17 protein-coding genes are annotated in these 22,389 nt (G+C 70.4%); 6 read left to right on the top strand and 11 right to left on the bottom strand.

What is annotated here, in order from left to right:
* Nucleotides 1-276 precede the first annotated feature (276 nt).
* The 3 genes from GHC57_RS08205 to GHC57_RS08195 all read left to right on the top strand — a co-directional run bounded on the left by GHC57_RS08205 (nucleotide 277) and on the right by GHC57_RS08195 (nucleotide 6,573).
* Nucleotides 277-3,828: an FAD-dependent oxidoreductase gene (locus GHC57_RS08205; protein ID WP_343031141.1), complete on the top strand. Its 3,552-nt coding sequence runs from the start codon at nucleotides 277-279 to the stop codon at nucleotides 3,826-3,828.
* 199 nt (nucleotides 3,829-4,027) lie between these two features.
* Entirely contained in the window at nucleotides 4,028-5,410 is a 1,383-nt protein-coding gene (locus GHC57_RS08200; protein WP_153343050.1) for an aldehyde dehydrogenase family protein, read from the top strand.
* A gap of 5 nt (nucleotides 5,411-5,415) precedes the next feature.
* Nucleotides 5,416-6,573: an iron-containing alcohol dehydrogenase gene (locus tag GHC57_RS08195; protein ID WP_153343048.1), complete on the top strand. Its 1,158-nt coding sequence runs from the start codon at nucleotides 5,416-5,418 to the stop codon at nucleotides 6,571-6,573.
* 61 nt (nucleotides 6,574-6,634) lie between these two features.
* Here the strand turns inward: GHC57_RS08195 and GHC57_RS08190 are convergent, their stop codons facing one another.
* On the bottom strand, nucleotides 6,635-8,788 hold the full coding sequence (locus GHC57_RS08190) for a TRAP transporter permease (RefSeq protein WP_153343047.1): 2,154 nt from the start codon (nucleotides 8,786-8,788) through the stop codon (nucleotides 6,635-6,637).
* Nucleotides 8,789-8,899: 111 nt separating this feature from the next.
* Entirely contained in the window at nucleotides 8,900-9,604 is a 705-nt protein-coding gene (locus GHC57_RS08185; protein WP_153343045.1) for a YggS family pyridoxal phosphate-dependent enzyme, read from the bottom strand.
* 42 nt (nucleotides 9,605-9,646) lie between these two features.
* Between GHC57_RS08185 and GHC57_RS08180 the strand changes: the two genes are divergently transcribed.
* Complete coding sequence (locus GHC57_RS08180; protein WP_153343043.1) at nucleotides 9,647-10,306, top strand: thiamine phosphate synthase; 660 nt, start codon at nucleotides 9,647-9,649, stop codon at nucleotides 10,304-10,306.
* Between the two features lie 27 nt (nucleotides 10,307-10,333).
* Here GHC57_RS08180 and GHC57_RS08175 read toward each other — a convergent pair whose 3' ends face one another.
* The 3 genes from GHC57_RS08175 to GHC57_RS08165 form a co-directional block, all read right to left on the bottom strand.
* A complete protein-coding gene (locus GHC57_RS08175) occupies nucleotides 10,334-11,068 on the bottom strand; it encodes an Nmad3 family putative nucleotide modification protein (protein WP_153343041.1) in 735 nt (244 codons plus the stop codon).
* Between the two features lie 70 nt (nucleotides 11,069-11,138).
* Nucleotides 11,139-11,918, bottom strand: a complete 780-nt coding sequence (gene radC, locus GHC57_RS08170) for a RadC family protein (protein WP_153343038.1) — start codon at nucleotides 11,916-11,918, stop codon at nucleotides 11,139-11,141.
* A gap of 148 nt (nucleotides 11,919-12,066) precedes the next feature.
* Nucleotides 12,067-12,753, bottom strand: a complete 687-nt coding sequence (locus tag GHC57_RS08165; RefSeq protein ID WP_246152211.1) for a septation protein A — start codon at nucleotides 12,751-12,753, stop codon at nucleotides 12,067-12,069.
* A gap of 123 nt (nucleotides 12,754-12,876) precedes the next feature.
* On the opposite strand from GHC57_RS08165, the gene GHC57_RS08160 reads away from it, so the two are divergent.
* Nucleotides 12,877-13,155 (top strand): acylphosphatase, encoded by a 279-nt coding sequence (locus GHC57_RS08160; protein WP_170294762.1) that lies wholly within the window; start codon nucleotides 12,877-12,879, stop codon nucleotides 13,153-13,155.
* A complete protein-coding gene (pbpC, locus tag GHC57_RS08155) occupies nucleotides 13,140-15,266 on the top strand; it encodes a penicillin-binding protein 1C (protein ID WP_343031140.1) in 2,127 nt (708 codons plus the stop codon). The genes GHC57_RS08160 and pbpC overlap by 16 nt, the downstream gene beginning before the upstream one ends.
* Before the next feature lie 1,319 nt (nucleotides 15,267-16,585).
* On the opposite strand, the gene GHC57_RS08150 is transcribed toward pbpC, so the two are convergent.
* The 6 genes from GHC57_RS08150 to GHC57_RS08125 all read right to left on the bottom strand — a co-directional run bounded on the left by GHC57_RS08150 (nucleotide 16,586) and on the right by GHC57_RS08125 (nucleotide 22,381).
* Nucleotides 16,586-16,927, bottom strand: a complete 342-nt coding sequence (locus GHC57_RS08150; protein WP_153343034.1) for a hypothetical protein — start codon at nucleotides 16,925-16,927, stop codon at nucleotides 16,586-16,588.
* 70 nt (nucleotides 16,928-16,997) lie between these two features.
* Nucleotides 16,998-17,564 (bottom strand): DUF3035 domain-containing protein, encoded by a 567-nt coding sequence (locus tag GHC57_RS08145; protein ID WP_153343032.1) that lies wholly within the window; start codon nucleotides 17,562-17,564, stop codon nucleotides 16,998-17,000.
* Between the two features lie 23 nt (nucleotides 17,565-17,587).
* Complete coding sequence (gene lspA, locus GHC57_RS08140; protein WP_153343031.1) at nucleotides 17,588-18,082, bottom strand: signal peptidase II; 495 nt, start codon at nucleotides 18,080-18,082, stop codon at nucleotides 17,588-17,590.
* A gap of 17 nt (nucleotides 18,083-18,099) precedes the next feature.
* The gene (ileS, locus tag GHC57_RS08135; RefSeq protein WP_153343029.1) at nucleotides 18,100-20,922 is read right to left on the bottom strand and encodes an isoleucine--tRNA ligase; all 2,823 of its coding nucleotides are present in this window, start codon (nucleotides 20,920-20,922) and stop codon (nucleotides 18,100-18,102) included.
* A gap of 3 nt (nucleotides 20,923-20,925) precedes the next feature.
* Nucleotides 20,926-21,876 (bottom strand): bifunctional riboflavin kinase/FAD synthetase, encoded by a 951-nt coding sequence (locus tag GHC57_RS08130; protein WP_153343027.1) that lies wholly within the window; start codon nucleotides 21,874-21,876, stop codon nucleotides 20,926-20,928.
* Between the two features lie 232 nt (nucleotides 21,877-22,108).
* The gene (locus GHC57_RS08125) at nucleotides 22,109-22,381 is read right to left on the bottom strand and encodes a hypothetical protein (RefSeq protein ID WP_153343025.1); all 273 of its coding nucleotides are present in this window, start codon (nucleotides 22,379-22,381) and stop codon (nucleotides 22,109-22,111) included.
* Nucleotides 22,382-22,389 lie beyond the last annotated feature (8 nt).

The following is a 22,389-nucleotide window of genomic DNA, read 5'->3' as shown; positions in this document are numbered from 1 at the left end:
AGCGAAAAAACCACCAAGGCACAAAGGCACCAAGGCCGAGGCTCCCGGCCGCCCCGTCGTGCCGCCCCTGAACGGGGGGCGCCGCATCGTGCGGAGACACCGGCGCCGTCGCGCCTCTGCCATGCCACTTTGCGCGTTCCCCTTGACGTTCCGGTGTGGCAGAACACCTGACGTGATCCGTGCCCCGGGATCCGGTGGGGCGGAGTCCGCCGTATGCCCCCGCAGCCCGGTGGACGGGATCATCCAGACGACACGGCAGGGATCGGAACAGCCCTCATGGACGACAGCCTTTCGCGCGTGGACGCCGCGCCCCAGCAGACCGCCGCCGGCGCCATCGCCGCCCCCGACGCCATGCCCCTGGCCTTCGGGCTGGCCTTCGCCGACCTCTACGACAAGGCCGGGCTGGCCAAGGTGGACACGGCCTTTCTCGGCCATCTGTCCGACGCGGACGCCGACCTGACCGCGCGCCTGACGGCCGCGCGCACCGATCCGGAGGGCCTGGACCGCAAGGCCGAGTCCGCCCTGATCCTGGACCTCGCCCCGCACCTTCAGGACTTTCTGGGGCTGATGTTCGGCATCGGCGCCGAGATCCGCACCCTGGCCGCCGAGCACGACCGCCTGGCCGTGCTGTTCGCCTGCAAGCGGCTGTTCGTGCAGCGCATCGCCTTCAAGCGCATCAAGCCGGCCGAAGCCGCCACCCTGGACGGCCCGGCGCTGGAAGCGGAGCTTGCCGACCGGCTGGGCGGCCCGGTCACCGAGGCGCTGTTCGCCGAACGGGTCATGGCCTGGATGGAGGACGAGGCGGGCAACGCCGACACCCTCGACCTCGCCAAGCGCTTCGCCGCCTGGGCCGGCCTGACGCCCGAGGGTCTCGCCCGCTTCCCCGAGGGCGTGCTGTTCCGCCAGCCGGCCAAGAACGACCCGATGGCGCTGATCCCGCTGGAGGCGGACGACTCCGGCCCCCTGCCCGCCGTACGGCTGGGGGCCCACCATCTGCGCCGCCGCGACGGCTTCGACCTGACCGACCAGGGCGCCGATCTGGTCAAGGGGCTGGACGAGGCGCACTACTGCATCTTCTGCCACCACCAGGGCAACGACTCCTGCTCCACCGGCCTGAAGGACCGCAAGTCCGGGGCCGTCCAGGTCAACGACCTGGGCCGCGAGATGCTCGGCTGTCCGCTGGAGGAGAAGATCAGCGAGATGCACGAGGCCAAGACGAAGGGCATCCTCGTCGGCGCGCTCGGCATCGTGACCATCGACAACCCGCTGTGCGCGGGCACCGGCCACCGCATCTGCAACGACTGCATGGTGGCCTGTATCTACCAGAAGCAGAAGCGCGACCCGGTCGACATCCCGCAGGCCGAGACCCGCATCCTCAAGGACGTGCTGGACCTGCCGTGGGGGTTCGAGGTCTACAGCCTGCTCACGCGCTGGAATCCGCTCAACATCCGGCGCCCGCTGCCGCGCCCCGACACCGGCAAGCGCGTGCTGATCGTGGGGCTGGGGCCGGCCGGGTACTCGCTGGCGCACCACCTGATGAACGACGGCCACGACGTGGTCGGCATCGACGGCCTGAAGATCGAGCCCATGGACCCCGTGCTGTCCGGTGTGGACGCCATGGGCGGCCGGGCGCCGTTCAGCCCCGTGCGCGACTTCGAAGCCCTCAAGGAACCTTTGGGCAGCCGGGTGATGGGCGGCTTCGGCGGCGTGGCCGAGTACGGCATCACCGTGCGCTGGGACAAGAACTTCCTGACCGTCATCCGGCTGCTGCTGGAGCGTCGGGCCGAGTTCGCCATGATCGGCGGCGTGCGCTACGGCAGCACCCTGGCGCCGGACGACGCCTACGCCATGGGCTTCGATCACGTCGCCCTGTGCATGGGGGCGGGCAAGCCGACCATCGTGCCCATGGAAAACGGCCTGGCGCGCGGGGTGCGGCAGGCGTCGGACTTCCTGATGGCCTTGCAGCTCACCGGCGCGGCGCGGTCGGACAGCGTGGCGAACCTTCAGGTCCGCCTGCCCATCGTAGTGATCGGCGGCGGCCTGACCGCCGTGGATGCCTGCACCGAGGCGCTGGCGTACTACCCCGTTCAGGTGGAAAAGCTGCTGGCCCGGCATGAAACGCTGGTCGCGGCGCGTGGCGAGGCGGCGGTGCGCGCCGGCTGGACGGACGAGGACCGCGCGGTCATGGACGAGTTCCTGGCCCACGGCCGCGCCATCCGGGCCGAGCGCGAGGCCGCCGCCGCCGAGGGCCGAGAGCCCCGGATCCGCGAGATGCTGCAAGAGTGGGGCGGCTCCACCCTGGTCTACCGCCGCCGCCTGACCGACTCGCCGGCCTACCGCAACAACCACGAGGAGGTGGACAAGGCCCTGCAGGAGGGCATTGCCATCTCGGAACTGTGGAGCCCGCTCCGCGTCGAGCTGGACCGCTTCGGCCACGCCGAGGCGCTGCGGGTCGAGCACCGCGAGACCCACGAGAGCCGCACCATCCCGGCGCGGACGGTCATCGTGGCCGCCGGCACGGTGCCCAACACGACCCTGGCGCGGGAGCACGAGGGCCGCTTCGCGCTGGACGGCAAGTTCTTCCAGGCCGTGACCGAGGACGGCCAGCCCGTCACCCCCGAGCCCCGGCCGAAGCCGAAGCAGACGGACATCATGCTGTCGGTCAACGACGACGGCACATCCATGAGTTTTCTGGGCGACCTGCACCCGTCGTTCGCGGGCAACGTGGTCACCGCCTTCGCCTCGGCGCTGCGAGCCTATCCGGTCATCAGCCGCGCGCTCGACCGGCGCCCGGCGGGGACCGAGCCGCGCGCGGCCCTGTTCGCGCGCCTGAACGCCCAGTTGCGCCCCGTGGTGCATTCGGTGGAGCGCCTGACGCCCACCATCGTCGAGGTGGTGGTCAAGGCGCCCCTGGCCGCGCAGGGCTTCCAGCCCGGCCAGTTCTACCGGCTGCAGAACTTCGAACGGCTGGCGCCCCACGCCGAGGGCACCCTGCTCGCCATGGAGGGCCTGGCGCTCACCGGCGCGTGGGTGGACCGCGAGGCGGGCCTGCTGTCCATGATCGTGCTGGAGATGGGCGGCTCGTCCGATCTGTGCGCGCTGCTGAAGCCGGGCGAACCCGTCGTCGTGATGGGGCCGACCGGGGCGCCGACCGAGATCCCCTCGGGCGAAACCGTGCTGCTGGCCGGTGGCGGACTGGGCAACGCGGTGCTGTTCTCCATCGGCAAGGCGCTGCGGGCGGCCGGGTCGAAGGTGCTCTACTTCGCCGGCTATAAGGCGATGCGCGACCGCTTCAAGGTGCCCGAGATCCTGGACGCCGCCGACGTGGTGGTCTGGTGCTCCGACGAGGGGCCGGGCTTCACGGCGGAACGGCCGCAGGACAAGGCGTTCGTGGGCAACATCGTGCAGGCCATGGTGGCCTACGGCGACGGCACCCTGGGCGAGACGACCATCCCGCTCGCCGACGTGGACCGGGTGATCGCCATCGGCTCCGACCGCATGATGCAGGCCGTCGGCCGCGCCCGGCACGAGGCGCTGGCTCCGTTCCTGAAGCCCGAGACCGTGGGCATCGGCTCCATCAACAGCCCCATGCAGTGCATGATGAAGGAGATCTGCGCCCAGTGCCTGCAGCCCCACGAGGACCCGAAAACCGGACAGCGGACCATCGTGTTCTCGTGCTTCAACCAGGACCAGCCGCTGGACCTAGTGGACTTCAAGGCGCTGCACGAGCGCCTGGGCCAGAACGCGGCCCAGGAGAAGCTGACCAAGGCGTGGATCGACCACTGCCTTCACAGCCTGGGCGCGCGCGGCGCGGCGGCGGCGGAGTAGGGCGGGGAGCCTTCCGACGCGCTGCCTTTGTAGGGTGGAGTCGCCCCGCGACCGCGGGGCAATCCACCAGGCCCAATGGTTGGGCCGGCGGGTTGCGCCTTCGGCGCGAACCCGCCCGACGCCGTCCGACCCGGGCGGCGCAGGATGACGAACCCGTAGGCGCATTGTTCCGAGTTCCCTCTGACCCCTGAAGGCCCCCATGACCAAGACGCTGAAGCTGATCTCTCCCGTTGATGGCTCGGTTTACGCGGAACGGCCCGTGGCGCCGCCCGCCGAGGCCGCCAAGGCCGTCGCCCGCGCCCGCGCCGCGCAGCCCGCCTGGGCCGCCCGCCCGCTCCAGGAGCGCATTGATCTGGTGCTCGCCGGCGTGGCCCGCCTGGGCGAGATGACCGACGAGGTGGTGCCCGAACTGGCCTGGATGATGGGCCGCCCGGTGCGCTTCGGCGGCGAGTTCGGCGGCGTCAAGGAGCGCGCCACCTATATGGCCGGCATCGCGGCCGACAGCCTGGCCCCGCTGATGGCCGAGGACTCGGAGACCTTCCGCCGCCTCATCCGGCGCGAGCCCCAGGGCGTGGTGTTCGTGATCGCGCCGTGGAACTACCCCTACATGACCGCCATCAACACCGTGGCGCCCGCGCTGATCGCCGGCAATACGGTGGTGCTCAAGCACGCCACCCAGACCCTGCTGGTGGGCGAGCGCATGGTGCGCGCCTTCGTCGAGGCCGGCGTGCCCGAAGACGTCTTCCTCAACCTGTTTCTGGACCACCAGACCACGGAAGAGCTGATCGGCGGCCGGGCGTTCAACTTCGTCAACTTCACCGGCTCGGTGAACGGCGGCAAGGCGATCGAGACGGCCGCCGCCGGCACCTTCACCGGCCTGGGCCTGGAACTGGGCGGCAAGGACCCCGGCTACGTGATGGAAGACGCCGACATCGACGCCGCCGTGGCGGGGCTGATGGACGGCGCCATGTTCAACAGCGGCCAGTGCTGCTGCGGGATCGAGCGGATCTATGTCACCGCTTCCCTGTATGACGCCTTCGTCGAAAAGGCGGTGGCCGAGGTCTCCAAACTCAATCTCGGCAATCCGCTGGAGCAGGAGACCACCCTCGGCCCCATGGCCAACGCGCGCTTCGCCGCCGAGGTCCGCGCCCAGGTGTCGGAGGCCATCGCGGCCGGGGCCACGCCCATGATCGACCCGGCGCTGTTCCCGGCCGACGACGGCGGCACCTATCTGGCGCCGCAGATCCTGACCGACGTCACCCACGACATGCGCGTGATGAAGGACGAGAGCTTCGGCCCCGTCGTCGGCATCATGAAGGTCGAGAGCGACGACCAGGCCCTGGCGCTGATGAACGACAGCCCGTTCGGCCTGACGGCCTCGCTGTGGACCCGGGACACCGCGCGCGCCGAGGCCCTGGGCGCGCGCATCGAGACCGGCACGGTGTTCATGAACCGGGCGGACTACCTGGACCCGGCCCTGTGCTGGACCGGCTGCAAGGACACCGGCCGGGGCGGCGCGCTGTCGCCGATCGGCTTCCATGCCCTGACCCGCCCCAAGTCGTACCACCTGAAGAAGGCGTAAGCCCCATGAGCGCAACTCCGACCCTGACCGGAACCTGGAGCTATCCCACCGCCATCCGCTTCGGCGCCGGGCGCATCGCCGAGCTGGCCACGGCCTGCAAGAGCGCGGGCATGACCCGGCCGCTGCTGGTCACGGATGCGGGCCTCGCCGCCCTGCCGATCACCCAGACCGCGCTCGCGGTGCTGGAGGCCGCCGGTCTGCCCGCCGCCGTGTTCAGCGACGTGCAGCCGAATCCGACCGACGCCGATCTGGCCAAGGGCATCGCCGCCTTCCGCAGCGGCGGACATGACGGCGTGGTGGCCTTCGGCGGCGGCTCGGGCCTGGACCTGGGCAAGCTGATCGCCTTCATGCACGGCCAGAGCCGCCCGGTCTGGGACTTCGAGGACATCGGCGACTGGTGGACCCGCGCCGACGCCAGCGTGATCGCGCCCATCGTCGCCGTGCCCACCACCGCCGGCACGGGCTCCGAGTTCGGCCGCGCGGGCGTGGTCACCAACAGCGAGACCCACGTCAAGAAGATCATCTTCCATCCGAAGATGCTGCCCGAGGTCGTGATCTGCGATCCGGAACTGACCATCGGCCTGCCGCCGGCGATCACGGCGGGCACGGGCATGGACGCCTTCGCGCACAGCCTGGAGGCCTATTGCTCGCCCTTCTACCACCCCATGTCGCAGGGCATCGCGCTGGAGGCCATGCGGCTGGTCCGCGACTACCTGCCGCGCGCGCACAGCGACGGTTCGGACATCGAGGCCCGCGCGCACATGATGGCCGCCTCGGGCATGGGGGCCGTGGCGTTCCAGAAGGGGCTGGGGGCCATCCACGCCCTGTCGCACCCGGTGGGCGCGATCTACAACACCCATCACGGCACCACCAACGCCTGCGTCATGCCGGCCGTGCTGCGCTTCAACCGCCCGGCCATCGAGGAGAAGATCGAGCGCCTGGCGGCCTATCTGGGGCTCGCCGGGGGCTTCGACGGCTTCCTGGCGTACGTGATCGGGCTGCGCGCCGCGCTCGGCATTCCGGATACGCTGACCCACATGGGTGTGGGGACCGACCGGCTGGACGAGATGGCCGCCATGGCCGCCGAGGACCCCAGCGCCGGCGGCAACCCCGTGCCCCTGACGGTGGACACCCTGCGCCGCCTGTACGACGACTGCCTGTAGGCGGGCCGACCACGGCCGATGCCCCTTGTCCCGACCCGTCGGGACAAGGGGCATGCCGGGCTCACGCCTTCCGCCGCCACGACAGCCACACCGCCAGCGCCAGCAGCGCCGCGCCCGCCGCATGGATGGGCAGGGTCCCGTGGGGCCACAGCAGCAGGAGGGCGGCCGCGCCGGTCGCAAGGCGCTCGTACCAGCGCAGGGGGCTTTCCAGGCAGCCCTGGAACGTGCCCGCAAAGGCGTAGACACCCAGCACGGCGAACGCGAACACCTCAAGCTGTTCCGGCCACGTTCCGTTCACCAGAGGGGTATAGGCGAACAGCACCGGCACGATGTACAGCCCCTTGGCGATCTTCCAGGCCATGAAGCCCGTCGGCATGGGCTTGGTTCCGGCGATGGCCCCGGCCGCGAACGCGGTCAGGCAGACAGGCGGCGTCACATTCGAGTCCTGCGACAGCCAGAAGATGATGAGATGCGCGGCCAGAAGCGTCATGGCCACCGTCGAGGCGTCCACCAACTGCTCCGACAGACCGGCCGTGAAGTTGCCCGGCAGCGTCGAGATCTGCGCCCAGAGTTGCTCGGCCTCGGCCAGCGGCATGGGCTGGCCCAGCGACCCGGCCACCTCGGGCAGCAGCATGCCGATGGTCATCGCCATCTGCTCCGGGACAGTGCCCGCCGCGATGGCCTGCACGATGTGGTCCGCCATCATCAGGTCGTTGAGCGCCGGGGCCGACAGCGGGGCCAGAACCGCATAGGCCGCCGTGACCGGCAGGCCCATGCCCAGCACCAGCGAGGCGATGGCGACCAGGATCAGCAGCACCCACAGGCGGCCGCCGGCCCAGTCGTTGATCATCAGGCTGAAGGTGTTGCCGACGCCCGTGGTCGAGATCACGGCCACCACCACGCCCACGGCGACCAGCAGGATCGCCATGGTCGCGGCGATGCGGGCGCCATCGGACAGCGCCTCCAGGATGGCGCGCGGCCCCATGCGATGGGGCGACAGCCACGACGCCACCACCACCGCCGCCATCGAGATCCCGGCCGCATAGGTGGGCGTGAAGCCCTGCACCAGCAGGGTAATCAGCACGCCGATGGGCAGCAGGAAGTGCCAGCCCTCCTTCATCACGGTGCGGAAGGTCTTGCCGTCCTCGGGCGCCTGCGCGGTCAGGCCCTGGCGGATCGCCTCGACCCGCACGAACGCGCCCACCGACAGGAAGTAGATCAGCGCCGGCAGCACAGACAGCGCCACGATGTCCACGTAGGGCACCAGCGTATAATTGGCCATGATGAACGCGCCGGCCCCCATGATCGGCGGCATGATCTGCCCGCCGGTGGACGCGGCGGCCTCGACCCCGGCGGCGAAGCGGGGCGGGTAGCCGGCCTTTTTCATGAGGGGAATGGTGATGACGCCGGTGCTCATGGTGTTGGCCACGGCGGACCCCGAGATGGAGCCCATCAGCCCCGAGCCGAACACCGCCACCAGCCCCGGCCCGCCGACGAAGCGGCCGGCCGCGCAGCGCGCCAGATCGATGATGAAGTCCCCGGCCCCGGAGCGCACCAGGAACGCCCCGAAGATGATGAACATCGCCACATAGGAATAGCTGATGCGCGCGATCGGGCCGAACAGGCCGTCCCCGGTGAAGTACGTGCGCATCATCATCACTTCGGCGGACAGGCCGGAGAAGTGGAACACGCCGTCCACCCACGGTCCCCACCAGATGGCGTAGCTGAGCGAGATCATGATCAGGATCGGGATCAGCCAGCCGGAGGAGCGGCGCGCGAACTCCATGGCCAGCAGCAGCGCGACGCCCGAGACGATCCAGTCCCAGGTATCGAACGCCATGCCCCGGTCGTAGAACGCGTCCTCGTAGAGGAACAGGTAGGCCGTGGTCATGAGGCACAGCAGCCCCAGCACCACATCCACGCCCAGCACGACGCGCCGCCCGGTGCGGCTGCGCGCCGGATAGAGCGGGTACAGCAGGGCGCACAGCAGCCCGAACAGCCCGAAGTGCAGGGCCGCGAAGCGCAGCTCGGCCATGGTGCCGAAGGTGTTCAGGTAGATGTGCGCGCAGGCCGTGACGACACCGATCCAGAACACCGCCAGACCCAGCGGCCCGCGCAGGGGGCGGGCCACCGACGTGACCTCGCCCACGTCCTTCTCGTAGCCGCCGTCCTGCGGTGTGGGGTCGGTGTCCTCGTCGGTCCAGATGCGGGCCATGATGCGCGTCCCTGTCGCTGCGGGTGCCCGCCGGGGGCACGATCCGCACCCACTATGCACGGGGGACCGCTTGCATGCCAGTCATGCGCAGTGAGCAGGGCGGATGGGCCTTTACCGGGGCCGGGGCCGTTCCCCGAAGATGGCGGTGCCGACCCGGACGTGGGTCGCGCCCAGATGAACGGCGGTCTCGTAGTCCCCGCTCATGCCCATGGAGACCACGGCCAGGCCGTTGCGCCGCGCGATCTCGCGCAGCAGGGCGAAGTGGGGCGCGGGCTCCTCGTCGGCGGGCGGAATGCACATGACGCCGGTCACGGGCAAGCCCAGGTCGTCGCGGCAGTGGTCGATGAAGGCGTCCACCTCCGGCGGCGCGATGCCGGCCTTCTGCGGCTCCTCGCCCGTGTTGACCTGGACGAGGCAGGCCGGCCGGCGGCCTTGGCGCTCCATCTCCCGGGCCAGCGCCCCGGCCAGCTTGGGGCGGTCCAGGCTCTCGATCACATCGAACAGGGCCACGGCCTCGGCCGCCTTGTTGGACTGCAACGCGCCGATCAGATGAAGCTCAAGGTCGGGACAGCGCGCGCGCAGGGCGGGCCACTTGGCCTGGGCCTCCTGCACCCGGTTCTCGCCGAACACCCGGTGGCCCGCCAGCAGCGCGGCCTCGGCCCGCGCCGCGCCGTGGGTCTTGGCGACGGCGACCAGGGTGACGGATGCGGGGTCGCGCCCGGCCTCGCGGGCGGCGTCGGCGATGGTCCGCTTGACGGCGGCCAGATTGGCGGCGATGTCGGGGAGGGCGTCGGGGGAGGACTCGGTCTGGGTCATGATGTCCGGCGGGGCTGGAGCGGAACGGGGACGGGAACAGACATGGCGTCGGGGCGAACCCTAGCAAGTGCGGCGGCGGGATTGAAGCCGGGTCGCGGGCGGACGAACAGGGACCTGCCGCGCCTGTGGCTGGTCAGCGATCCCGTGCGCCTGCCCGACCCCGCATCCACGCTCGCGCGGCTGCCCCGGGGCGCGGGCCTGATCTGGCGGCCCTATGGCCTGCCATGGGCCGACGCCCTGACGCAGGGCCGCCGGCTGCGGCGGCTGTCACGCCGACGCGGCGTGGTGTTTCTGGTGGCGGGGGATGTCCGGCTGGCGGCGGCCGTGGGCGCGGACGGCCTGCATCTGCCCGAGGGGCTGGCGCGCCAAGGCGTGGCGGCCCCGGCCCTGCTCTGGCGGCGGGCGGCGGCGGGCCGCGTTCTGTCCGCCGCCTGCCACGGGCCGCGCGCGCTGGCGCGGGCGGCGGCGCTGGGAGCGGACATGGCCGTGCTGTCGCCGGTGTTCCCCACCGCCAGTCATCCCGGCGCGGCCACGCTGGGGCCGTTGCGATTCGCGCTCATGGGTCGGCGCTGCGGCCGGCCCGTCATCGCCCTGGGCGGAGTGACCGCCGCCACGGCCCGCCGCCTGCCCCCGGGTGCCGCGGCCGGCCTCGCGGCGGTGTCGGGATTTTCGCCCGCCCGTTCGTCCGGCAGGACTGGATGAGGGCGGGACCGCGGCGGATGGCGACCATCACGCTGACTTCAAAGCCGTCAGGATGCCGTCCAGCCACTGGTGCGCATCCTCACGATCCCCAATATCGCAAACAAATTCCTGCCCTCGCCCGACGACATTGAGAGTATCCACGCCCTGCCAGCGGGCTGCCTTTGAATGATACGTGAGTCCCGCCGACTGCAGCCATGCGGGAACCCGCCAGTAGCACAGACCGAGCTCGGGTCGCGACAAGCGAAGCATGTCGTGCGCGGTGCGAGCCATATCCCCAGGTCCAATATAGAGTGTGTTGTTGTTACCCCAAGTCCCACGAGTATGCGGATGACGCCGACTGAAACCCTGTGGCTGCGACCCCGGCTCGGGCTGTTTCCCCAGGTGAATCGTCTCCTCGACGGTCATGTACCCGAAAAATCTGTGATGCCTGTTTCTCTCGCCCATGTCGGCGAACAGACCAAAGAACAAGAACACATCACCGATCCCCACGCCATTTTTTGCAAGATGCCCTTGTGCAGCGTCGACCTGACCGAAGGCGCACCGTCCGTTCTCGAACATGGGATCGTGATGGCACATATTCTGGCCAGTAATCCGACCCTTCGTGGTGGCTTCAACGATCTCAGCAAGCCCAAGGTCCGCGTAGGTCGTCTCAGACCCCCTATCCAAAGGAATCGGCAGACTGATCGGCACGCCATCGATGATTGGCGAGGGCCTTCTCCCTGACTTGCTATCAAAACCCTTTCTGCTGAAAATAATTTTCATGGTCTCATTTCCAATACAGAAAAAAACCGGCCGAGATCAGAAGATCGCAAGTTTTGGCTTATGAACCACCCTACAACAACCCCTGCGCCTTGAACGACACGTGGCCGCCGCGCCCCACGATCACATGATCGTGGACCGTGACCCCGACGGCGTGGGCGGCGTTGCGGATCTGCTGCGTCATCTGGATGTCCGCCTTGCTGGGCGCGGGGTCGCCCGACGGGTGGTTGTGCACCAGGATCAGGGCGGTGGCGTGCAGCTCCAGGGCGCGCCGCACCACCTCGCGCGGATAGACCGGCGTATGGTTGACGGTGCCCTTTTGCTGGAGTTCATCCGCGATCAGGCGGTTGCGGGTGTCCAGGAACAGGATGCGGAACTGCTCGATCTCGCGGTAGGCCATGGCCGCCCGGCAGTAGTCCAGCAGCCGGTCCCACGACGACAGCACGGGCGCATCGCGCACCTGTTCGCGCAGCAGGCGCACCGCCGCCGCCTCGGCCGTCTTCAGGGCCGCCACCCCGGCGTCCCCCAGGCCCTTGACGTCGCGCAGGCGGGCGGGGTCGGCCGCGATCACCTCGGCGAAACCGCCGAAGCGCGCCAGCAGCGCCTTGGCCAGCGGCTTGACGTCGCTGCGCGGCTGGGCGAGGCACAGCAGCAGTTCCAGAAGCTCGTAGTCCGGCAGTCCCTCCGGGTTGGCCAGGAAGCGTTCGCGCAGCCGGGCGCGGTGCCCGGCGTAGTGCGGCTTGCCCACGCCGGGGGTGCCGGTGTCCGGGCCTTCAGGCCGGTCCGGCGGGGCGCTCTCCCCGAAGGGCAGCGCGGGATCGTGGGTCGAGGAACGACGGCGGGACCGTGACATGGGGCAGCGTGCCGGCACAGGACAGCGGAGGGACCGACCGCGCCCGGATCGCCCGGCCGGCGGCGCGGCGGGACGGCGCTCGCGCGAATTTCAGCGCCACTCTCTCACATCCGATCGTAAGGGTACAGTCAGACCGCCGGAACGCGAATCACGTGCCCCGTTCTTCCGGGGCATCCTCGACCTTGTAGCGCAGCAGCAGGGGAATCTGCGCGAAGCTGAAGGCCAGGGTCAGGGGCAGGATGCCGAACACCTTGAACGACACCCAGGTGTCGCTGGAAAAGCTGCGCCAGACCACCTCGTTGATGATGGCCAGCACCACGAAGAACCCGGTCCAGCGCACCGTGAGCAGCGTCCAGCCCCGCTCCGTCAGGTGGAACGCGCCGTCGAACACCAGCTTCAGGAAATGCCGGCCGCTCACCAGTCCGGCGGCCAGGATGCCCGCGAACAGCAGGTTGACGATGGTCGGCTTGATCTTGATGAAGATCTCGTCGTCCAGCAGCACCGTCAGGCCGCCGAACAGGATCACGAAAACGCCACCGACCAGGGGCATGACGGGAATGCGGCCCATCAGCAGCTTCGAGGCGATCAGCGAGGCCACCGTGACCACGACGAACGCCGCCGTGCCCGTGATGAGCCCGAACCACGCGTTGGTCAGGAAGAAAACCAGCAGCGGCCCGGCCTCCAGCAGCAGCTTGAGCATCTGGTTGCCGCCGCCGGCGGCGGCCTCCGGGCTCTGGGGCGCGGACGGGGTCGGGGGCGGAGTCTCGGCGGGGGACATGACAGGGCGGCACTCCGGGTGGTCGGCCACGTTGGACCAGGGGTTGACCGTGGGCATCGGGTGACCGTCCATGTATGGCGAACCGGCGGGGCCGTCCACCCCCGGCGGGTCCGGGTGTCCGGTCCCGAGACCAGACAGGAGAGAGGAGACACCATGACGGAGACGCCCGAGACCCCCGACATCACGACGGTGCGCGCCCGCATCACCGGGCGGGTGCAGGGCGTGTGGTTCCGGGGCTGGACGGAGGAGACCGCCCGGTCCCTCGGTGTGGACGGCTGGGTCCGCAACCGCGCGGACGGCTCGGTGGAGGCCGTGTTCCAGGGGCCGCCCGATGCGGTGGGCCGCATGCTCTCCGCCTGCCACGAGGGCCCGCCGGCGGCCAAGGTCACGCAGGTGTCGCACGAGCCGGCGCCGCCCCTCGACGCGGGCGGCGGATTTATTCAGTGCGCAACGGTGTAGCGAGGCGCGATCGCCGCCCCTTCAGGGTCGCGGCGTTCGCGCTGCTGATGGCCGCGGCCCTGGTGGCCGCGCCGGTGCTGGACCGCGCGTTTCCGCCGGACCTGTCCCGGCTGGCCCCGGCCCTCACCGTCACCGCCCGCGACGGCGCGGTGCTGCGCGCCTTCCTGAGCCCGGACGAGACCTGGCGCCTGCCCACGACCCGGGCCGACGTGGACCCGCTCTATCTGCGCATGCTGATGGCCTACGAGGACGCCCGATTCGGCTGGCACCCGGGCGTCGATCCGCTGGCCGTCATCCGCGCCACAGGGCAGGCGGTGGTCCATGGCCGTGTGGTCTCGGGCGCGTCCACCCTGACCATGCAGGCCGCCCGCCTGCTGGAGCCGCGTCCGCGCACCCTGCCGTCCAAGCTGGTGGAGATGGCCCGGGCGCTGCAACTGACCGCGCATCTGGGCCGGGACGGCGTGCTGGACGCCTATCTGACCCTCGCCCCCTTCGGCGGCAACATCGAGGGTGTGCGCGCCGCCGCCCTGGCCTGGTGGGGCAAGGCGCCGCGCCGGCTCACCCCCGGGCAGGCGGCCCTCCTGGTGGCCCTGCCCCAGGACCCGAACGGCCTGCGGCCCGACCGCCACCCGGAGGCCGCGCGCGCCGCCCGCGCCAAGGTGCTGTGGCGCATGGTCGAAGCGGGCGTACTGACGGCCCGACAGGCGCGAGAGGCCGAGGCCGAGCCCCTGCCCACCCTGCGCCGTCCCTTGCCCCTGCTGGCGCCCCATCTGGCGCGGCACCTGATCGCGGCGCGCGCGCCCGACGATCCGCCCGCCGTGCGGACCACCCTGGACGCCGCCCTTCAGGCCCGGGCCGAGACGCTGGTGCGCGCCCATGCGGCCGCCCTGGGGCCGCGTCTGTCCATCGCCGCCCTGGCGGTGGAGGCCGAGACCGGCGCCGTGCGCGCCTGGGTGGGCTCGCCCGACCTGCTGGACACGGCCCGGCTGGGGGCCATCGACATGGTGCGGGCGGTGCGCTCCCCCGGGTCGGCGCTGAAGCCGCTGATCTACGGCATGGCGTTCGAGGACGGCGTTCTGCACCCGTTGACCACCATCGACGACCGCCCGGTGCGGTTCGGCGACGGCTACGCCCCCGGCAACTTCGGCTTCGCCCATTACGGCCGGGTGACGGCGGCCGAGGCGCTGCGCTGGTCACTCAACGTGCCGGCGGTGGCGGTGCTGGACCGGGTGGGGCCGCTGCGATTCGCCGCCCGATTGGCCACGGCGGGCGTCACCCCGCGCCGACAGGGCGGTCTGGGGCGGCCGGGCCTGCCGCTGGCGCTGGGTGGGCTGGGCGTGACCCTGGAGGAACTGGTGGGACTCTATGCCGCCCTCGCCACCGACGGCCGGCGGCGGGTCGTTCATGCCGTGCCCGGCGCGGGCGGGACGGAGGCGGACGAGGCCGCGCGGGTGCTCTCGCCCGCCGCCGCGTGGCAGGTCCGCAGCGTCCTGGCCGATGCCCCGCCGGCCACCGGATTCGCCCCCGACGCCGCCACCCGGGGTGGGCGGACGGTGGCCTTCAAGACCGGCACGTCCTACGGGTTCCGCGATGCCTGGGCGGTGGGCCTGGACGGCGGCCACATCATCGGCGTGTGGGTCGGCCGCGCCGACGGCACGCCCGTCCCGGGCCACATCGGGCGCGACACGGCCGCGCCGCTGATGCGCGCGCTGTTCGACCTGCTGCCCCTACCGCCGCACCCGGTGCCGGGGCCGCCTCCGGCCGACCTGCCCGCCGTGATGCGCACGGCCGACCTGCCGCCGCCGCTGCGCCGGCTCGCCCTGCCGGACGCGGGCGGCGGGCAATCGGTTGCGTCGGGCACGGCCGATCCCCTGCGGCTGCGCTTTCCACCGGACGGCGCGACGCTGGACTGGGACCAGGCCGCCCTGGGCCTGGCGCTGGAGGCCGCCGGCGGAGACCGGCCCTACGCCTGGCTGGTCAATGGCCGCCCGCTGGACACCGCGCCCTGGCACCGGGGCGCGCAGTGGCGGCCGGACGGCCGGGGGCGGGCGCGCATCACCGTCATCGACCGGGACGGACGGTCCGTCAGCGCCGAGATCTGGCTGGATTGAGGCGGGGCGCTGCAACGCCCATCATCCGATGGCGTCGGCAAAAAAATTTAGAATCATCCCAACAAAGATGACGAATTTGTCATGGTGCGGAAAAATACCCGTCACGTGGGGTCGGGCATAAAGGTTCCATCGAAGGCGGCGCTCCACGGCCACCGACGATCTCAGCAAAGACACCAGAGCACTCCGACGCGAACCGTACGAAATCCAGCAGACCCCCGACCCGCGGACCCCACGCCTCAGCCACGTGAGACTCCGCACCCAAGACCTCCGACCCGCGGATCCCGCGCCTCAGCCACGCGAGACCCCGCACAAGAGCACCTCCGACACGGACCCGACCGCCTCAGCCACGGAACGGTTCGCACCACGAAGACCCCTCCGCCGGATCGAACGCTTCAGCCACGTTGCGATCTACAAGACGTCAAGAAAAGGCCGGTCGCGGTTCCCCTCCGCGCCCGGCCTTTCTTGTGTCCGGGGCCCCCCTTCGGGCCGCCGCCCGAAGAGAGCAGGCCGGGCCTCATGACCCTGCGCCGCCGGATGTCCGCGACGCCCCCCAAGACAAGGTGCATCCCGGACAGTCGGGGCGATGAGGCGTTCCTCGGCCTTGCGTCGGGTGCAGACCGACCGCCCTTCCCTTGCGAGGCTATCACGTTCAGACATTTTCGAACGAGAGCGGCCGTCTTCGGCAAGAGGATGAACCACCAAGACACCAAGACACAAAGGGGTCGGCGCCTTGACCAGGGCTCCGAATCCGGATTGCCGTTCCGTGACACGGATGGGGGGGAACCCGCCTCACGAGGTCCTTCGGTCGCCCCAGGCGACGCGTCGCGTCGCCGGGGGCGACCATCGGAACGATGGTCGCGGGGACTCCCTCAGGATGGCACACTATTAATAGAACCTGTCATCCTGAGCACCCTAAGGGCGCGAAGAATCTCGGGATGAGGCACGAACCATGACACCCCCTGTCATCTGGCTTCGGAGCCCTGGCGCCTTGACGGACCCGCAGTTCCCCTCCCGCACGATGATGGCGGGCGAGCCCTATGAAAATTTCGCCGCGCTCTTGGTGTTCTTCGTGTCTTTGTGGTGATTTTTCCGGCCCTGCAGGATCGTCCAGCGCCCTCCCGCCAAAGACGTGTGAATCAGATCGCCCATACATGGGGGAGGTCGGGGGGAGGTCGGGGGGAGGTCGGGAGGGAGTTCAGGCTCGAAGCGCGATGCCAGCGGAGCCCTTCTGGTCTCCCGGAACTCCGTGATGAACCCATAGGTTCGTCATCCCGAGCCGCTGGGGGGCGGCGGGAGTCGGGTCCACTCACCGCTGAAGATCAATGATCCGAGCCGTGCAGGATGGTCTCGCGCAGGCCGGTCTCGTAGTCCTGGCCCTCGGGCGTCAGGGCCATGCCCTGGTCCGTGGGCTCGATCAGGCCTTTGCGGATCAGCGCCATCCAGACCCCCTGGTTGTCCAGGCCGGTGGCGTCCGCCTTCGAGACCACATACGGCCCCAGGTGGAAATGGTTGCCGTGCGGACGCGGCAGGCGGCCGATCCGGATGTTGCCGGTGGCCGGGTCCGGGGTCGCGGCCTCGGGATCCTTGGCCAGTTCCTGGACCAGGGTCAGGGTCTTGAGCTGAAGGGTGTTCAGCTTCTTCGGGTTGGCCTTGGGGGGCATGGAAGGGGTCCTGTTGCGACGCGTGAGACGGGAGCAGGGGGCGCGTGGTCGCCGGGCGGCGGGTGCGGCCTTAGAACAATCCCTCAAGGATCCCCTGCTCGCGGCGCTGGATGGAGGGCGAAGCGCCGGTGGTCGGCGGCTGGCCGAGCGCCCGGTTCTCCCGCAGGCGGCGGCTCTCGGCGGATGCATCCAACTCGGTGCCGAAGGTCTGGGGCTCGCGCCAGAACAGCAGCACATCGGTGAAGCTGCGGCTTTCCTCGGCCAGCACGCTGGTTTCCTCGTCCACCACCTGCCGGATGTCCGGAATGGCCCGATCCGTGCCGGCCCGCCCCAGCAGCGCCTGTTCGCCCGGCGAGGCCCCCTGCGGCAGCGCCTGGGGCTGAACGCCGCCCTGCAGCGGCGTGCCGGTGATGACGCGCCGGGCCTGGTCGCGGGGCGTGCCCTCCTGCGGGCGCGCGGCCCCGGGACGCGGCGGACGCAGGTTGAAGTCCGGCGGCAGGCTGAGCGGGGCGCGGGTGACCACGGCGAACTCGTCCGGCGCCTGCTTTTCCAGGCCGAGCGCGCGTTTCGGATTGTCGCACCCGGTCAGGCCCACGAGCAGGCCCACGGCGACCCCTGCGGCGATCCAGCCTCGCATGCTCACGGCTCCAGTCTGTGGCTCTAACGATCCGCAGTCTTATGCGATTTGCCACCGCCGAACAAGGCGTCCCACACCAGCAGGGCCGCGCCGACGGTGATGGCGGAATCGGCGATGTTGAACGCCGGCCAGTGGTAGCCGGCCACATGGACGTCGAGGAAGTCCATGACGGCGCCGTACAGCGTGCGGTCGATGGCGTTGCCCAGCGCGCCCCCGATGACCAGCCCGAGCGCGATCACCATCAGGCGGCTGTCGGCCTTGCGCAGCCACCACGCCAGCGCGGCGGAGACCGCCAGCGCCAGCCCGGTGAGCAGCACCGGCGTCCAGGGCGAGCCGGAGGCGAACAGCCCGAACGAGACCCCCCGATTCCACACCATGACCAGATTGAAGAACCCGGTCACGGCCACGCCGCCGATGGGCGGCTGAACACCCGCGAACACCGCGTACTTGGTCACCTGGTCGAGCACGACCACGATCAGCGCCAGCAGCAGGCCCCAGGTCAGGGGACGGCGGGTCATCGGAGACGCCGGGGCCATCACTCCGCCGCCGCCTGGGTGGCCACCACGCCGTCGCAGCGGCCGCACACCCCGTCGTGCGAATGCGTGCCGACGTCGGGCAGCACCTTCCAGCAGCGCTGGCACTTCTCGCCCTCGGCGAGGCCGACCACCACCGCCACGGCGTCCTCGCCCTCCAGGCGGAAGGCGCCGTCGGGCGCGGTCTCGTCCGCCTTCAGGGTGATGTCGGAGACGATGCACAGATCCGCCATGCCCAGCCCCTCGCAGGCCGCGACCAGATCGGCGGTGGCGTACACGACGGGATGGGCCTGCAGGCTGGCGCCGATCTCCTTGGCCGCGCGCGCCTTCTCCAGCGCGCCGGTGACCACCCGCCGCAGCCGGCGCACCCGCGCCCACTTGGCGCCCAGGGCCTCGTCGCGCCAGTCCGCCGGGACGGTCGGGAACAGCTTGTCGTGGACCGTCTCGTCCTCACCCGGATGGCGGATCAGCCACGCCTCGTCCGCCGTGAAGCTGATGAACGGCGCCAGCCAGCGCACGAGGTGGTCGAACAGGGTGTCCAGCACCGTGCGCGCGGCCCGTCGGCGGGGATCGTCGGCCGCGTCGCAGTAGATGGCGTCCTTGCGGATGTCGAAATAGAACGCCGACAGGTCGTTGGCGCAGAAGTGATGCAGCTCCTGGAACAGGGCATGGAAGTCGAAATCGTGGATGCACTGCCGGGCCATGGCGTCCAGCTCGGTCAGCCGGTGCAGCACCCAGCGTTCCAGCTCCGGCATCTCGGCCACGGGCAGGCGCTCGGCCTCGGTGAAGCCGTCCAGGTTGCCCAGCATGTAGCGCAGGGTGTTGCGGAGGCGACGATAGCTGTCCCCGACCTGCTTCAGGATCGACTTGCCGAAGCGCAGATCGTTGGAATAGTCCGACGAAACGACCCACAGGCGCAGGATGTCCGCGCCCATGTCCTCCCAGACGTCCTTGGGCGAGATCACGTTGCCCTTGGACTTGGACATCTTGTCCTCGCCCTTCTCGTCCAGGATGAAGCCGTGGGTCAGCACGGCTTCGTAGGGCGCGCGGCCGCGCGTGCCGCAGCTTTCCAGCAGCGAGGAGTGGAACCAGCCGCGATGCTGGTCCGAGCCCTCCAGGTACAGCGAGGCCGGCCATTGCAGATCGTCGCGCGCCTCCAGCACGAAGGCATGGGTCGAGCCGCTGTCGAACCAGACTTCCACGATGTCGGTGACCTTGTCGTAGTCGTCCGGGTTGTGGTCGCTGCCCAGGAACCGCGCCTTGGCGTCGGCGTGGAACCAGCAGTCCGAGCCCTCGGCCTCGAACGCATCGGCGATGCGGTCCAGCACGGCCTGATCCCGCAAAGGCTCGCCCGACGCCTTGTGCACGAAGATCGGCATGGGCACGCCCCACGACCGCTGGCGCGACACGCACCAGTCCGGCCGGCTCTCGATCATGGAGCCGATGCGGTTGCGGCCCGCCGCAGGCACCCAGCGGGTGGACTCGATCGCCGCCAGCGCCTTCTTGCGCAGGTCGTTCGTCTCCATGGAGATGAACCACTGCGGCGTGTTGCGGAAGATCAGCGGCGCCTTGGAGCGCCAGGAGTGCGGATAGCTGTGCACCAGTTTGCCATGGGCCAGCAGCGCGCCCACGTCCCGCATGGCGTCCAGCACGGCCGGAGCGACCTTGAACACGTGCTGCCCGGCGAACAGGGGCACGTGGTGGAAGTACAGACCGTCGCCGCCCACCGTGTCGGGCACCGCGATGCCATGGGCGGTGCCCAGCCAGTAGTCGTCCTCGCCGTGGCCCGGGGCGATGTGGACGAAGCCCGTGCCCTGGTCGGTGGTGACGAAGTCCCCGGGCAGCAGCGGCACCGGGAAGTCGTAGCCCTTGCCGTGCCACGGGTGGTGGCAGACGGTGCCGGCCATCTCCCGTCCGGGGACGACATGGGCGATCTCGTGCCCGGTGATGCCGGCATCCGCGCAGACCTGTTCGACCAGATCGCGGGCGACCACGAACCGCTCGCCGGGCACGGCGAGGCTGTCCTCCCGGGCGGCGGTGACGCGCACCACGGCGTAGTCCACATCCTCGCCATAGCCCACGGCGCGGTTGCCGGGCATGGTCCAGGGTGTGGTGGTCCAGATCACGACGCTGGTGTTCTCCAGTTCGGCCAGCGGCGCCCGATGGACCGGGAAGCGCACCCAGATGGTGGTGGAGGTGTGGTCGGCGTATTCCACCTCGGCATCGGCCAGGGCGGTCTTCTCGACCACCGACCACATCACCGGCTTGGCGCCCCGGTACAGGCTGCCGTTCATCAGGAACGCGCCCAGTTCGCGGGCGATCTGGGCTTCGGCCGGAAAAGCCATCGTGGTGTAGGGATTGTCCCAGTCGCCGATGACGCCCAGGCGCTTGAACTCCTCGCGCTGCACATCGATCCAGTTTTCGGCGAAGTCCCGGCATTCCTTGCGGAAGGCCACGGGGTCCACGCTGTCCTTGTCCTGGCCGCGCTTGCGGTAGCCCTCTTCGATCTTCCATTCGATCGGCAGGCCGTGGCAGTCCCAGCCGGGCACATAGTTGGAATCCTTGCCCAGCATCTGGTGGGCGCGCACGATCACGTCCTTGAGGATCTTGTTCAGCGCGTGGCCCATATGCAGGTGGCCGTTGGCGTAGGGCGGACCGTCGTGGAGAATGAACTTCTCGCGCCCCTTCGACTGCGCGCGCAGGCGCCGGTACAGGTCCATGCGCTGCCAGCGCGCCAGGATCTCCGGCTCCTTCTTCGCCAGGCCGGCCTTCATCGGGAAGTCCGTGCGGGGCAGGAAGACGGTCTTCTTGTAGTCCACACTCATGGCTCAAGCCTTCGCTGAGAGCATCTGGCGCGCCGCCTGGGCGTCCGCCGCGATCTGGGCCTTGAGCGCCTCAAGGCCGTTGAATTTCCGTTCCGGCCGCAGATGGCCGATCAGTTGCACCCGCAGGTGCTGGCCGTACAGGTCCCCACTGAAGTCGAACAGGTGGACCTCCAGCAGGGGGTGCGCCGCCTCGAATGTGGGGCGGCGGCCGTAGTTGGCCACGCCGTCCAGCCACACCGTGTCCGCCCCCGCATCGACCCCCGCGCGCACGGCGTAGACCCCCGCCGCCGGCTCGATGTACTCGCCCAGCGTGAGATTGGCGGTGGGAAAGCCGATGGTGCGGCCGCGCGCGTCGCCGTGCTCCACCCGGCCTTCCACCTCCCACGGGTGGCCCAGGACGGCGGCGGCATCGGCCACGCGGCCTTCCCTGATCGCCTGGCGCGCCCGGGTCGAGGACAGCACCCGGCCGTCGGGCCCGTGCACCGGCGGCACCGTGGTCACGCCGAACGCAAGGCTGTCCGCCATCCGCTTCAGCAGCGCGGCGTTGCCGCCCCGGCCCCGGCCGAAATGATAGTCCTCGCCGATCACCACATGCCGCACGCCCAGGCCCTGCACCAGCACGGTCTCGACGAACCATTCGGCGGCATGGCTGGCAAAGGCCGCATCGAAGTGCTGCACGTACAGAAAGTCCGCCCCGATGGCCTCGATTCGGCGGGCCTTGGTGCGCAGCGTGGACAGGGCGAACGGCGGCAGATCGGGCTGGAACACCCGGCGGGGGTGGGGCTCGAAGGTCATCACACCCACCGGCGCATCGCCCGGCAGCGCGGCCGCCGCATCGCGGGTGGCCTGGATGACCGCCTGATGGCCCCGGTGGACGCCGTCGAAGTTGCCCAGCGCCACCGCTCCGCCGCGCAGGTCGGGCGGAAACTCGTCGTAGTGGCGCAGCACGCGCATGGCCGGCGTCGGCTCCTTGTTCCTGGTGTGCCTTGACCCTGACGGGCCAGGGTTCGAGGCCATACGCGGCGGCGCCGCGCCGGCCCGGTCGGGCCGGCCGCTTCCGCCAAGTCAGGACTGGCCGGAAGCGGACTGACTTCAGGCACGGTCGGGGGGCCGGAGACAGGGTCTTCCGGCGGAAGGCTGACATGGGTAGGCGATCCGGCCCGCGCACGCAAGGCGCAATGCGGGGTCAGTCGTCCCCGCCGCCGTCCCCATCGCCATTCGAGTCCGACCCGCCGCGACCGCTGTCGTCGGCGTCACCCGGCCGGTCCCGGTCCCACATCGGGTTCCGGTTGCGATCATCCCAGCGGGGGCCGCCGGGCGTGGCGGCCCGGGCGTGCAGGGCGCCCGCCCCCGCCCCGGATCCGCGACGGCGGCGGCGCGCGAGGTTCGTCCGCACCACCACCACGGCCAGCACACCCATGGCCAGGACGATGCCCGCCCCGATCATCACATCCATCATGTCCGCGT

Source organism: Roseospira navarrensis (genome assembly GCF_009601025.1).
Taxonomy (GTDB): Bacteria; Pseudomonadota; Alphaproteobacteria; order Rhodospirillales; family Rhodospirillaceae; genus Rhodospira; species Rhodospira navarrensis.
The sequence above is the reverse complement of the archived record's forward strand: the minus strand, read 5'-3'. Positions and strand labels throughout refer to the sequence as shown.